At 65.7% G+C, this 11,994-nt stretch carries 12 protein-coding genes; 6 read left to right on the top strand and 6 right to left on the bottom strand.

Annotated features, from left to right (window positions below; all coding sequences use genetic code 11):
- Nucleotides 1-62 precede the first annotated feature (62 nt).
- From ACOJB8_RS20145 to ACOJB8_RS20130, 4 genes are all read right to left on the bottom strand, one after another.
- Entirely contained in the window at nucleotides 63-833 is a 771-nt protein-coding gene (locus ACOJB8_RS20145) for an ABC transporter ATP-binding protein (RefSeq protein WP_069264471.1), read from the bottom strand.
- Entirely contained in the window at nucleotides 830-1,609 is a 780-nt protein-coding gene (locus tag ACOJB8_RS20140) for an ABC transporter ATP-binding protein (RefSeq protein ID WP_028203291.1), read from the bottom strand. Before ACOJB8_RS20140 ends, ACOJB8_RS20145 begins: the two co-directional genes overlap by 4 nt.
- A 370-nt stretch (nucleotides 1,610-1,979) precedes the next feature.
- Nucleotides 1,980-3,683 (bottom strand): GMC family oxidoreductase, encoded by a 1,704-nt coding sequence (locus tag ACOJB8_RS20135; RefSeq protein ID WP_475013882.1) that lies wholly within the window; start codon nucleotides 3,681-3,683, stop codon nucleotides 1,980-1,982.
- Between the two features lie 115 nt (nucleotides 3,684-3,798).
- Complete coding sequence (locus ACOJB8_RS20130; protein WP_475013880.1) at nucleotides 3,799-5,322, bottom strand: CoA-acylating methylmalonate-semialdehyde dehydrogenase; 1,524 nt, start codon at nucleotides 5,320-5,322, stop codon at nucleotides 3,799-3,801.
- Between the two features lie 112 nt (nucleotides 5,323-5,434).
- Between ACOJB8_RS20130 and ACOJB8_RS20125 the strand changes: the two genes are divergently transcribed.
- Nucleotides 5,435-6,322: a LysR family transcriptional regulator gene (locus ACOJB8_RS20125; RefSeq protein ID WP_342949161.1), complete on the top strand. Its 888-nt coding sequence runs from the start codon at nucleotides 5,435-5,437 to the stop codon at nucleotides 6,320-6,322.
- 206 nt (nucleotides 6,323-6,528) lie between these two features.
- Nucleotides 6,529-7,053 carry a class IV adenylate cyclase gene (locus ACOJB8_RS20120; RefSeq protein WP_069264482.1) on the top strand — a complete coding sequence of 175 codons (525 nt, stop codon included), beginning with the start codon at nucleotides 6,529-6,531 and terminating at the stop codon, nucleotides 7,051-7,053.
- A 58-nt stretch (nucleotides 7,054-7,111) separates the two neighbouring features.
- Here the strand turns inward: ACOJB8_RS20120 and ACOJB8_RS20115 are convergent, their stop codons facing one another.
- Nucleotides 7,112-7,603 carry an Lrp/AsnC family transcriptional regulator gene (locus tag ACOJB8_RS20115; RefSeq protein ID WP_028203286.1) on the bottom strand — a complete coding sequence of 164 codons (492 nt, stop codon included), beginning with the start codon at nucleotides 7,601-7,603 and terminating at the stop codon, nucleotides 7,112-7,114.
- A 141-nt stretch (nucleotides 7,604-7,744) separates the two neighbouring features.
- Here ACOJB8_RS20115 and phhA point away from each other — a divergent pair, with 141 nt between their 5' ends.
- Nucleotides 7,745-8,638 (top strand): phenylalanine 4-monooxygenase, encoded by an 894-nt coding sequence (gene phhA / locus ACOJB8_RS20110; RefSeq protein WP_475013877.1) that lies wholly within the window; start codon nucleotides 7,745-7,747, stop codon nucleotides 8,636-8,638.
- A gap of 86 nt (nucleotides 8,639-8,724) precedes the next feature.
- Nucleotides 8,725-9,078: a 4a-hydroxytetrahydrobiopterin dehydratase gene (locus ACOJB8_RS20105; protein WP_256094713.1), complete on the top strand. Its 354-nt coding sequence runs from the start codon at nucleotides 8,725-8,727 to the stop codon at nucleotides 9,076-9,078.
- A 103-nt stretch (nucleotides 9,079-9,181) separates the two neighbouring features.
- Here ACOJB8_RS20105 and ACOJB8_RS20100 read toward each other — a convergent pair whose 3' ends face one another.
- Nucleotides 9,182-9,412: a DUF3717 domain-containing protein gene (locus ACOJB8_RS20100; RefSeq protein ID WP_069264749.1), complete on the bottom strand. Its 231-nt coding sequence runs from the start codon at nucleotides 9,410-9,412 to the stop codon at nucleotides 9,182-9,184.
- Between the two features lie 106 nt (nucleotides 9,413-9,518).
- Between ACOJB8_RS20100 and ACOJB8_RS20095 the strand changes: the two genes are divergently transcribed.
- Nucleotides 9,519-10,205, top strand: a complete 687-nt coding sequence (locus tag ACOJB8_RS20095) for a response regulator transcription factor (RefSeq protein WP_027815974.1) — start codon at nucleotides 9,519-9,521, stop codon at nucleotides 10,203-10,205.
- 185 nt (nucleotides 10,206-10,390) lie between these two features.
- Nucleotides 10,391-11,959, top strand: coding sequence for a sensor histidine kinase (locus tag ACOJB8_RS20090; RefSeq protein WP_342949159.1), 1,569 nt, complete (start codon nucleotides 10,391-10,393; stop codon nucleotides 11,957-11,959).
- The last annotated feature ends 35 nt before the right edge of the window (nucleotides 11,960-11,994 follow it).

The following is an 11,994-nucleotide window of genomic DNA, read 5'->3' as shown; positions in this document are numbered from 1 at the left end:
GCAAAGCGATTCGCGCGGCGCTCATCTCACGCTCACGTCGCGCGCAAAACCAGACCAAAAAATTAAACGCCCAGCAGGTCGTGCAGCACCGGCATCTTTCCCTCGAGTTCGGCAGTGCCGAAGTGCTCGACGATGCGCCCGTGCTCCATCACGTAAAAGCGGTCCGCGAGCGGCGCCGCAAAGCGGAAGTTCTGCTCGACCATCACGATCGTGTAGCCGCGCGACTTCAGCGTGAGGATCATGCGCGCGAGCGTTTGAACGATCACCGGCGCCAGCCCTTCGGATATCTCGTCGAGCAGGAGCAGGTTCGCGCCCGTGCGCAGGATGCGCGCCACGGCGAGCATCTGCTGCTCGCCGCCGGAAAGCCGTGTGCCCTGGCTGTTGCGCCGTTCGGCGAGATTGGGAAACATCGCGTAGATCTCGTCGAGCGACATGCCCTGCGCCAACTTCGCCCCTTTCGTGCCGATGTGCGGCGGCAGGAGCAGATTCTCTTCGCACGAGAGGCTCGCGAAAATGCCGCGCTCCTCGGGGCAATACCCCACGCCGCAGTGCGCGATGCGATAGGTGGGCATCTGGATGGTCTCGCGCCCGCCAATCCGGATCGAGCCCGTGCGCCGGCCGGTGAGCCCCATGATGGCGCGCAGCGTCGTCGTGCGCCCCGCGCCGTTGCGCCCGAGCAGTGTCACGACCTCGCCGCGCCCGACGGACAGATCCACGCCGTGCAGGATGTGCGACTCGCCATACCACGCCTGCAGCCCCGCAATCTCCAGCGCCTTCGCGCTCTCGGTCGCGCCGGCGGCCGCAGTCGTTTCGCGTTCGGTGACCGTATTCATGCGTGCGCCCCCGTAAGGGCTGCGTCCGCACTGCCCATATAGGCCTCGGCGACGAGCGGGTTCTTCGAGACTTCGGCGTAGCTGCCTTCGGCGAGCACCTCGCCGCGCTGAAGCACCGTGATGGTGTCGGAGATGCCGGCAATCACGTTCATGTTGTGCTCGACCATGAGGATCGTGCGCCCGCTCGATACTTTCTTGATGAGCGCCGTCACGCGGTCCACGTCTTCGTGGCCCATGCCCTGGGTCGGTTCGTCGAGCAGCATCAGCTCGGGCTCCATCGCGAGCGTCGTGGCGATTTCCAGCGCGCGCTTGCGGCCATAGGCGAGCTCGACCGTGGGCACATCGGCGAAATCGGTGAGGCCCACCTGCGTGAGCAGATCCATCGCGCGATCGTTGAGCTCAGCGAGCGTGCGTTCGCTCTTCCAGAAGTGGTAGGCGGTGCCGAGCGAGCGCTGCAGCCCCACGCGCACGTTCTGGAGCGCCGTGAGGTGCGGAAATACGGCCGAAATCTGGAACGAGCGGATGATGCCGCGCCGCGCGATCTGCGCGGGCCGCTCATGCGTAATGTCGATGCCGTTGAAAACGATGCGCCCCGCGCTGGGCACGAGGAATTTGGTGAGGAGATTGAAGCAGGTGGTCTTGCCTGCGCCGTTCGGTCCGATCAGTGCATGGATCGAGCCGCGGCACACGCGCAGGTTCACGCCGTTCACGGCCGTGAAGCCCTTGAACTGTTTCGTGAGGTCGCGCGTCTCCAGAATCGTGTCGCCGAGAATCATGTCCCCTTCCGAGCGTGGTAAGGCGTAACACTGCAGACCGTCCGTGACTCGTGGTGCACGGTGAGGTCCGGCGCGGACGTGGCGGCGCGCCTCCCGATGCGCGCAACGCGCGCCTGCCGACTTTCGCGTCATTGTCTCGCCAATGATGCAGCGCAATCATTGGGATTTGCACTTAAGGGAGCGCCACAAGGACAGCGAACATTACAACCGGAAGTTGACGACAGTACGAAGAAAGATGCCCACACGTTAGGCGCACGATCACCGCAAACCCGTAACTCACAGACGTACAAAAGCACGCGAGCGGAAGCGCTTGCGCTCGCGTCCCACATAGTCTTCGAATCGACGCTATCTTGCGCGTCGCTCCATGCCCTCAGGCGATCGTCAGCGTGACACCGGCGGCGGCCTCCGTTTGGGCACGCGCACCCTCGCGGCGGTCGGCGCGCAGCATCTCGGCGGCGCGCTCCGCGATCATCAGCGTCGGCGAATTCGTGTTTCCCGAGGTAACGGTCGGCATGACCGAGGCGTCCACCACGCGCAGGCCCTCCACGCCGCGCACACGCAGGCGCGCGTCGACCACCGCGTCGGGGTCGTCGGCGCGGCCCATGCGGCAGGTGCCGACGGGATGAAAAATCGTCGTGCCGACGTTGCCCGCCGCCTCGCGCAGCTGCTCCTCAGTCTGGAACGCGAGCCCTGGCAGGATCTCATGCGGCTGGTAGCGCGCGAGCGCGCCCGAAGCCGCGATGCGCCGCGTGAGCCGTATCGCGTTGGCCGCCACGCGCAGGTCGCGATCGGTCGACAGATAATTGGGCGCGATCGCAGGCGGCTGCGACGGGTCCGCCGACACGGCGTGGATGCTGCCGCGCGACGTGGGCCGCAGGTTGCACACCGAGGCGGTGAACGCGTTGAAGCGATGCAGCGGCTCGCCGAAGCGGTCGAGCGAAAGCGGCTGCACGTGATACTGGAGGTCGGGCCGCGTGAGCGTGGGATCGCTCGGGTCCGATTTCGCGAATGCGCCGAGCTGCGAGGGCGCCATCGACATGGGCCCGCTCTGGAAGAACGCGTACTGCATGCCGATCAACAGCTTGCCCCACCAGTGCGCGGAGGCCGTGTTGAGCGTACGCACGCCGTTCACGCGAAACGCCATGCGCAATTGCAGATGGTCCTGAAGGTTCTCGCCCACACCGCGCAGATCCTGCACGACGCCAATGCCGAGCTGCGCGAGCCGGGCAGCGTCGCCGATGCCGGAAAGCTCGAGCAATTGCGGCGAATTCACGGCACCGGCGCTCAGGATCACTTCACAACGTGCCCGCGCGACGTAGTCGACGTCGCCGCGATACTCCACGCCCACGCAGCGCTTGCCTTCGAAGATCACCCGCTGCGTGAGCGCGCCGGTGACGACCGTGAGGTTGGGCCGCTTCATCGCCGCACGCAAGAACGCCTTCGACGCATTCCAGCGCACGCCGCGCTTCTGGTTCACTTCGAAATAGCCCACGCCGCTGTTGTCGCCGCGATTGAAGTCGTCGGTGGCGGCAATGCCCTGCTCCTGCGCGGCGTGCGCGAACGATTCGAGAATCTGCCAGCGCAGGCGCTGCTTCTCCACGCGCCATTGGCCACCCGCGCCGTGAAACTCGCTCGCGCCGCCGTGATGATCTTCGCTGCGGCGGAACACGGGCAGCACGCTGTCCCACGACCAGCCGGAATCGCCGGTCTCGCGCGCCCAGTTGTCGTAGTCTTCGCGCTGGCCGCGCATGTAGATCATGCCGTTGATCGACGACGAACCGCCCAGCACGCGCCCGCGCGGGTACGAAAGCGAGCGGCCGTTGAGGCCTTTTTCGGCGGCGGTCTTGTAGAGCCAGTCCGTGCGCGGATTGCCGATGCAATACAGGTAGCCCACGGGAATGTGGATCCAGTGATAGTCGTCCGCGCCGCCCGCCTCGATGAGCAGCACGGAAACGTCCGCGTCTTCGGTCAGGCGATTGGCGAGCACGCAGCCCGCGGTGCCCGCGCCCACGATCACGTAGTCGAATTCGCCTTCGAGGCGGCGCGCGGCCTGAGCTTCGCTCGGTGCAGGCATGATGTGTCTCCAGCGATGACTGCTCTCTTTATGTTGTATTTTTTGAACTGCGATTCCTGCGCCGGACGGCATCGAACGCTTCGGATTCCTTTCGAACCGCCCGGCTCCCGGCCGCCTACTTCGCCACCGGCATGGTGAACTCCGCGCCCTTGGCGATGCTGTCGGGCCAGCGTTGCATGATGCTCTTGTAGCGTGTATAGAAGCGCACGCCTTCCTCGCCGTACGCATGGTGATCGCCGAACAGCGAGCGCTTCCAGCCGCCGAACGAGTGCCACGCCATCGGCACCGGAATCGGCACGTTGATGCCGACCATGCCCACCTTGATCTGGCGCGAGAAGGCGCGCGCGACGCCGCCGTCCGAGGTGTAGCACGACACGCCGTTGGCGAATTCGTGTGCGTTGATCAACTCGACGGCGCTCGCGAAATCGGGCACGCGCACGACCGACAGCACCGGACCGAAGATCTCTTCCTTGTAGATCGTCATGTCGGTCTTCACGTCGTCGAACAGCGTGCCGCCGAGGAAGAAGCCCTCCTCATGACCATCCACCTTGTGGCCGCGCCCGTCCACGACGAGCTTCGCGCCCGCCGCCACGCCGGCCTCGATATAGCCCTGCACTTTCGCGCGATGTACGTCCGTGACGAGCGGGCCCATTTCCGAGGCGCCGTCCATGCCGCTGCCGATCTGCAGCGCCTTCACGCGCGGCGAGAGCCGCTCGACGAGTTCGTCGGCGATATGGCCCACGGCCACCGCCACCGAAATCGCCATGCAGCGCTCGCCGGCCGAGCCATAGGCCGCACCGATCAGCGCGTCGACGGCCTGGTCGAGGTCCGCGTCGGGCATCACGACGAGGTGATTCTTCGCGCCGCCCAGCGCCTGCACACGCTTGCCGTGTCTCGTGCCTTCCGTGTAGATGTACTCCGCGATCGGCGTCGAGCCGACGAACGACAGCGCGGTGACGTCCGGATGCGCAAGCAGCGCGTCCACGGCCACCTTGTCGCCATGCACGACGTTGAACACGCCGTCGGGCAGCCCCGCTTCCTTGAGCAGTTCGGCAAGCCGCACCGAAGCGGAAGGATCGCGCTCCGAAGGCTTCAGCACGAACGTGTTGCCGCACGCGAGCGCGATCGGGAACATCCAGCACGGCACCATCATCGGGAAGTTGAACGGCGTGATGCCGGCGACGACGCCCAGCGGCTGGCGCAGATTCCAGTTGTCGATGCCCCCGCCGATCTGGTCGGTGAAATCGGTCTTCAGCAGATTGGGAATGCCGCACGCGAACTCGACCACCTCGATGCCGCGCATCACCTCGCCCTTGGCGTCGGAGAACACCTTGCCGTGTTCGCGCGTAATGAGTTCGGCGAGTTCGTCGTGATGCTGGTCGAGCAGATCCTTGAACTTGAAGAGAATGCGCGCGCGCTTGATAGGGGCCATTTCCGCCCACGCGGGAAAGGCTGCCTGCGCGGCGGCAACGGCGGCGTCGACCTCCGCCACGGTGGCGAGCGGCACGCGCGCGCTCACTTTGCCGAACGCCGGATTGAAAACGTCGCCATGACGCTCGCTCGTTCCAGCCAGCGGCTTGCCGTTGACGAAGTGGGTCAGCATGCGGACGCCGGCTTCGTTTTGATGTGTCTCGCCCATGGGTGTGCCTCTTTTGTCGTGAAGCCTCGATCCAGCTAGCGTAATCGCGAGGCTGGGGCGCGATCCAATGATTAATGCTCAACAGCGATATAAGGCGGTTTAATATCAGGATATGGACCTGACCTTGCTCCGAGCGTTTGTCACGGTCGCGCGCGAGGGCAACCTCACGCGCGCGGCCACCCGTCTGCATCTCACGCAGCCGGCCGTGAGCCTGCAGATCAAGCATTTGCAGGAGGCGCTGGGCATCGCGCTCTTCACTCGCACCTCGCACGGCCTCGCACTCACGCGCGACGGCCAGGCGCTGCTGCCGCATGCCGAACGCGCGCTCGCCGCCGCCGGCGACGTGCAGCGCGCCGCTGCTGCGCTGCGGCACGAAGTCCGCGGGCGCTTGCGCATCGGCACCATTCTCGATCCGGCGTTCCTGCGCCTCGGCGGCTTTCTGCGCCAGCTCGTCGAAACCTGGCCGCAGATCGAAACGGCGCTGCGCCACGGCATGTCGGGCTGGGTGCTCGACCAGGTGCGCTCGCGCGAGCTCGACGTGGGCTACTACATCGGCCAGCCCGTGCCCGACCCCGACACCTTCCACGCCATCACGCTCACGCGCTTCCAATACCGCGTGCTCGCGCCGGCAGGCTGGAAAGACCGCGTGAAGGATGCGCGCGACTGGCGCGCACTTGCCGCGCTGCCATGGATCTGGACTCCGCCCGCCTCCGCGCACAATCGCCTGCTGACCACGCTGTTCGAGGCCGCGCACGCCAAACCGGTGAAGGTAGCCGAGGTGGACCAGGAACCGTCGATGCTCGACCTCGTCAAGTCGGGCGTGGGCCTCACGCTCGCACGCGATTCCACGGCCCTCGCCGAAGCCCACGCGCACGGGCTCACCATTGTCGAAGGCGTGACGGTGCCCACGGAACTCACCTTCATCACGCTCGCCGCGCGGCGCGACGAGCCCACCATCGCGGCGGCACTGAAGTCGATCGAAACGCAGTGGGCGATATGAGCCGCGCTCATGAAGACGCGCGCGCCCCGTTCATGTCTGACGTAAGCGCAGGCCTGGTCGCGTAACAGCGCTGTCGCCCAAGTTTTGATAGATTGGGAATCCGCTCCGCGTTTTCGGCACGCCCACGGGTGTGTTCACCCTGCGCGGCGCGTTTCCCCGCTTCTCCCATCGTTCCCCTTGTTCTCTTCGTTCGACAGGAGCCTTGCATGGCCCGCAACATCGAAATCAAAGCCCGCGCCCGTCAATTCGACGCCTTGCGCGACCGCGCTTCCCAGCTCGCCACCGAAGCGCCGCTGATCTTTCGCCAGCAGGACTTCTTCTATGACGTACCGCGCGGCCGCCTCAAGCTGCGCCAGTTCGACGACGGCACCCCGCCCGAGCTGATCTTCTATCAACGCGACGACCGCGACGGCCCGAAGGCCTCGTACTATACGCGCAGCCCCGTCACCAACGCCGAGGCCATGCACTCGCTGCTCGCCACGGCGCTCACCACGCGCGGCATCGTCTCGAAGGAGCGCCACGTGTATCTGGCGGGCCGCACGCGCATCCATCTGGACCGCGTGGATGGTCTGGGCGACTTCGTCGAACTGGAGGTGGTGCTCGGCCCCGAGGACGACGAGCAAGGCGGCGAAGCCGAAGCGCACGCGGTGTTCGCGAAGCTCGGCGTGGACGAAAGCGATCTCGTCGCGGTGGCTTACGTGGATCTGCTCAATACGGCCAACGCGGCCTGACATCTGTAATTGGCATAGCGGGCCCTTGCGGCCTGCTACGCCTTCCCTCCCACGCCACTCATGCCGCCGGCGCGCCCGGCTCCAGATGCCCGAGCGGCAGCGGCCCGTTGCGCTTGAACGTGGTGAGCACGATGTTCGAGCGCACGCTGTCCACGCCGGGCACGCGCATGAGCTTCTTCATGACGAAGGTCGAGAGCGCGTTCAGATCGGGCGCGACGATGCGCAGCAAATAATCGGCGTCCCCCACCACGGCATGGCATTCGAGCACTTCGGGCAGCACGTCGATCTGCTGCTGGAACTGCTCGATGATCGAATCCCCATGATGCTTGAGCTTGAGGCTCGTGAACGCGGTCACGCCCAGCCCCAGTTTTTCGGGGCGCAGCACCACGCGATAGCCGTCGATCACCCCTGACGCCTCGAGGCGCTGCAGCCGCCTGCCGATCTGCGAGGGCGAGAGCGGCACCTGCTCGCCAAGCTGCTGATGCGTGGCGCGGCCAAAGCGCTGCAGCACGTCGAGCAGCGCCAGATCGAAATGGTCGAGTTCAAGCATGAATGGAGTCCGCATTAATTGACTGTATTGCACTCGATTATTGCATACACCAGCCGTAACCCATGGAGTACGCGCACATCCCGCGCGCCATCCGCTCTAGACTTGCATGACAGCAAGCCTTTTTAGTGGAGCGTTACGAACATGGTCGCCGCGACCGCGAAACTGCAGGAGCAGTTCGACGCGGGTCTCACCACCCGCCCCGATTTCACGATCGACCAGCCGCGCGAGCGCTACGGCGCGGCCGATCACGCCGTCTGGGACCAGCTCTACCGGCGCCAGCGCGCCCTGCTCGAAGGCCGCGCCTGCGACGCCTTCATGGAAGGCGCGTTGCGCATCGGCCTGAACGTTGCCCACGTTCCGTCCTTCGCGCAGGTGAGCGAGCGCCTGATGGCTGCAACCGGATGGCGCATCGTGGCCGTGCCGGGTCTCGTGCCCGAGCGCATCTTCTTCGAGCATCTGGCGAACCGGCGCTTTCCGGTCACCTGGTGGATGCGCAGTCCCGACCAGCTCGACTATCTGGAGGAACCCGACTGCTTCCACGACCTGTTCGGCCATGTCCCTCTACTCACCGACCCCACTTTCGCCGATGCGATTCACGCCTATGGCCGCGCTGCGCTCGGCGTCGAGGAGCGCGCATTGCCGTTGCTCGCGCGGCTCTACTGGTACACGGTGGAGTTCGGCTTGATGCGCGACCCGAGTGCACCCTACGGCGTGAAGATCTACGGCGCCGGCATCGTCTCGAGCAAGGGCGAGACGCTATACAGCGTGGAGAGCGCGGCGCCCAACCGGCTCGCGTTCGACCTCGACCGCGTGCTGCGCACGCGCTATCGCATCGACATGTTCCAGAAGACCTACTTCGTGATCGACTCGTTCGCGCAGCTTTTCGACGCGCTGGGCGCGGGCATTGCTTCGCGTCTGGCTGATCCGGCGGCGCTCATCGCGGTGCAGCCGCACGCAGCCGGCGACGTGCTGCAAAGCGACACGATCATCACGCGCGGCACGCGCGAGGGCTGGCTCGACGACGGCGACGTCTGAACGACATGCGGGCTTTGCGCCGCAGCACGCGCGCGTTCCTTGATGCGAGCGCTCGCACGCGTGCCCCATACGTGAAAAAATGGCTGATCGGCTCACGGCGCACGCCGGGCCTCAAGCTCAATACAGGTGCAATGATGATCAACCGACTCACATCCGAAGAGCGCGCATCCGAACTCGCCGACCTGCGCGGCTGGCAGGCCGTCGCCGGCCGCGATGCGATCCAGCGCCATTTCCGCTTCGCCGACTTCAATGAAGCGTTCGGCTTCATGACGCGCGTCGCCATCAAGGCGCAGGAGATGAACCACCACCCCGAGTGGTTCAACGTCTACAACCGTGTGGAGATCACGCTTTCCACCCACGAAGCCGACGGCCTCACCTCGCGCGACATCGAACTCGCGCGCTTCATCGACTCGATCGCGCCGGGGCCGCTCAGCGCATAAGCAGCGGTACTAATCATGGGTACGCTGTGCGCACGGCGAGTGCACACAGCGAGCGCACAGCGCGCCGTGAAAGCATAATGCAGGGTGCGGGGCCTTCAAACCTTCAGCTTTGAAGGCTATTCTTGATGGATACGTAAGACTCCCAGGCAGCGCGGGCAATCGGGTCTAAACGTTCCGGTGATATGGTGTTCTGACGCTGTACAATCAGCAGCGCATAAGGCTTGGAGAGCGCACTTGCCTCCTGGCACAACGCGAGTTCATCGCCAATCGAAGGCGAGCGGTTGCGCCAGAAGTTGATCGCGGCTTCGAGTTCGGTGATTGAAATATCGGACATGTGGATCGTGATCGCGCAACCGTCGGGCTGTGCCTCGAGACCAGCAAGCGACGCTTCGCGAACTGCGTGCCTGAACGCTAAAACCCATTGTACTTGAGCGAATCCCATGCGACTCCTTCTGATCGAAGACGACCGCCCTATCGCACGCGGTATCCAGTCCAGCCTCGAACAAGCCGGCTTTACGGTCGACATGGTCCACGACGGCATCTTCGCCGAACAGGCCCTCACGCAGAATCGCCATGAGCTCGTGATCCTCGATCTGGGGCTGCCGGGCATCGACGGCATGACGCTGCTTTCGCGCTTTCGCCAGAGCAACCGGCATACGCCCGTGATCGTGCTCACCGCGCGCGACGAACTGAACGACCGCGTCCAGGGCCTGAATTCCGGCGCCGACGACTACATGCTCAAGCCGTTCGAACCGGCCGAACTCGAAGCGCGCATTCGCGCCGTGATGCGCCGCAGCGGGCCGCACGGCGACGTGCCGCGCCCCGAAGTGTCGCTCGGCGGCGTGCGCCTGTCGGGCGTCGATCGCCGCATCTTCAACGACGACAAGCCGCTCGAACTCTCGCCGCGTGAGTTCGCGGTGCTCGAAATGCTGCTGCTGCGTCACGGCCGCGTGGTGAGCAAGGCGCAACTGCAGGACCACCTCACGCACTTCGGCGGCGACCTCGGCGACACCGCGATCGAAGTCTACGTGCACCGGGTGCGCAAGAAGCTGGAAAACTGCCGTGTCGAGATCGTCACGGTGCGCGGCTTCGGCTATCTGCTGCAGGAAATCCGCCAGGCGGCCTGATCCGCCTCGTTTTTCTGGGCAGCCAGCGGCGGCGGAGCAATCCGCCGCCGTTTGCGCTTGTAAGCGCCGGCTTCTGGCGTCTCACTGGCGCATCAGCCGCCACGCCCGCGGCCCGCGTACAATGGATCGGTCCCGTGCCGCGCACGCCGCCGCACCTACGATTCATCATTCGCCCCGAAGCCATCATGCCCTCACCTGCCGCGACGAGCCTGCGGCGCACGCTGCTACGGCGCCTCGCCGCCCCGCTTTCGCTGCTCGCGCTGATGAGCGGCCTGATCGCCTATTGGCTCGCCTGGCAGTACACGCAGCACGTGGTCGACCGCTCACTCGCCGACCTCGCCACGGCCATCTCCCGGCAGATCCAGATCGCCGGCGACGATGCTGCCAATATCGTCCCACCGCTCGCCCAGGCGATGTTTTCCGACCCCGTCGAGGACCTCGTCTATCGCATCAGCAACGGCGAAACGGAAATCGCGGGCGACCATGACCTCCCGCTGCAGGGCACCAACGTGCGCCGCATGCACTACGCGTACGTGTTCGAAACGATCTATCAGGGCGTAACCGTGCGTGTCGCCCAGGTGCGCGTGCCTCAGGCGCATGGCAACCCGATCGTCGTGGAAGTCGGTCAGCCGGTGCACCATCGCTTTCGCATCGCGGCCGAGTTTCTCGTCGCGATCATGATGCCGTTGCTGCTCCTGCTGCTCGCCGGCTGGGTCATCGTGTGGCGCGTGGTCAACCAGCAGCTCAACCCGCTCACCGCGCTCGCCGACTCGCTCAACCGCCAGACGCACACGTCCCTCGAACCCGTGGACGAGACCTACGTGCCCGTCGAGATCCGTCCGCTCACGGGCGCGCTGAACGCGCTGCTCGGACGCCTGAAGACCGCGCTCGACGCGCAGCGCAAGTTCATCGCCGACGCCGCCCATCAGCTGCGTACGCCGCTCACGGCGGTGAAGCTGCACGCCGAGCAGGCCGTGAACGCGCGCGAGCCGCAGAAGGTCACCGACGCGGTGCGCGAGCTGCGTGCGGCCGCCGACCGCGCGGTGCGTCTGTCCAATCAACTGCTTTCGCTCGCGCGTGCGGAGCCGGGTGAACAGGCCGCGCGCTTCGTCGATATCGACATGGCCGCGCTCGCCTTCGAAACAGGCGCCGAGTGGGTGCCGCGGGCGCTGGCGAGCCACGTCGATCTCGGCTTCCAGCGCCTCGACGATCCCGAAAACGACACGCCGTTGATGGTGCGCGGCAACCCCGTGCTGCTGCACGAGGTCATCGCGAATCTGCTCGACAACGCGCTCAAGTATTTGCCGCCCGTGCGTCTCGAAGGCGCGCGCATCACCGTCACCGTTTCGCAGTCCTCCGCGGACGGCGTGCCGATGGCCGAGATCGTCGTGGAAGACAACGGCGGCGGCGTGCCCGCTTCGCAGCAGGCGGATCTCTTCAAGCGCTTCTTCCGCGGCGACGGTCAGAGCGAAAGCGGTGTCGATAGCGGCGCGGGCTTGGGCCTCGCGATCGTCCACGACATCATGACGCTGCACCGGGGAAGTGTGCATTACGAAGATGCGCCCGAAGGCGGCGCGCGTTTCATCGTGCGTGTGCCGCTCGCGCATCGCGGCATCCCTGGCGGCAAGGACGCCAAAGACCGCAGTGACAGCAAGGAGGCCGCCGCCTTCGAGGCCGCCCACCTGCATACGGTCGAGGCCGGCGAGGCGCCGCGCGAGAAGAAACCGAGCCACCAGGCGAGCATCGATCTCTGACGCTGCAGGTGCCGGGAAAACGACAAGGGCCGCTC

The organism is Paraburkholderia sp. BR10141 (assembly GCF_056155635.1).
The sequence above is the reverse complement of the archived record's forward strand: the minus strand, read 5'-3'. Positions and strand labels throughout refer to the sequence as shown.

What these genes read in the sequence shown, in the direction of transcription:
- ACOJB8_RS20115 (WP_028203286.1), bottom strand. Translation starts at nt 7,603, where the DNA reads ATGCTTGAACTCGACCATTTCGATCTGGCGCTGCTCGACGTGCTGCAG.
- ACOJB8_RS20100 (WP_069264749.1), bottom strand. Translation starts at nt 9,412, where the DNA reads ATGTCCGATATTTCAATCACCGAACTCGAAGCCGCGATCAACTTCTGG.
- ACOJB8_RS20120 (WP_069264482.1), top strand. Translation starts at nt 6,529, where the DNA reads ATGGCCCGCAACATCGAAATCAAAGCCCGCGCCCGTCAATTCGACGCC.
- ACOJB8_RS20145 (WP_069264471.1), bottom strand. Translation starts at nt 833, where the DNA reads ATGAATACGGTCACCGAACGCGAAACGACTGCGGCCGCCGGCGCGACC.
- ACOJB8_RS20130 (WP_475013880.1), bottom strand. Translation starts at nt 5,322, where the DNA reads ATGGGCGAGACACATCAAAACGAAGCCGGCGTCCGCATGCTGACCCAC.
- ACOJB8_RS20090 (WP_342949159.1), top strand. Translation starts at nt 10,391, where the DNA reads ATGCCCTCACCTGCCGCGACGAGCCTGCGGCGCACGCTGCTACGGCGC.
- ACOJB8_RS20135 (WP_475013882.1), bottom strand. Translation starts at nt 3,683, where the DNA reads ATGCCTGCACCGAGCGAAGCTCAGGCCGCGCGCCGCCTCGAAGGCGAA.
- phhA (WP_475013877.1), top strand. Translation starts at nt 7,745, where the DNA reads ATGGTCGCCGCGACCGCGAAACTGCAGGAGCAGTTCGACGCGGGTCTC.
- ACOJB8_RS20125 (WP_342949161.1), top strand. Translation starts at nt 5,435, where the DNA reads ATGGACCTGACCTTGCTCCGAGCGTTTGTCACGGTCGCGCGCGAGGGC.
- ACOJB8_RS20140 (WP_028203291.1), bottom strand. Translation starts at nt 1,609, where the DNA reads ATGATTCTCGGCGACACGATTCTGGAGACGCGCGACCTCACGAAACAG.
- ACOJB8_RS20095 (WP_027815974.1), top strand. Translation starts at nt 9,519, where the DNA reads ATGCGACTCCTTCTGATCGAAGACGACCGCCCTATCGCACGCGGTATC.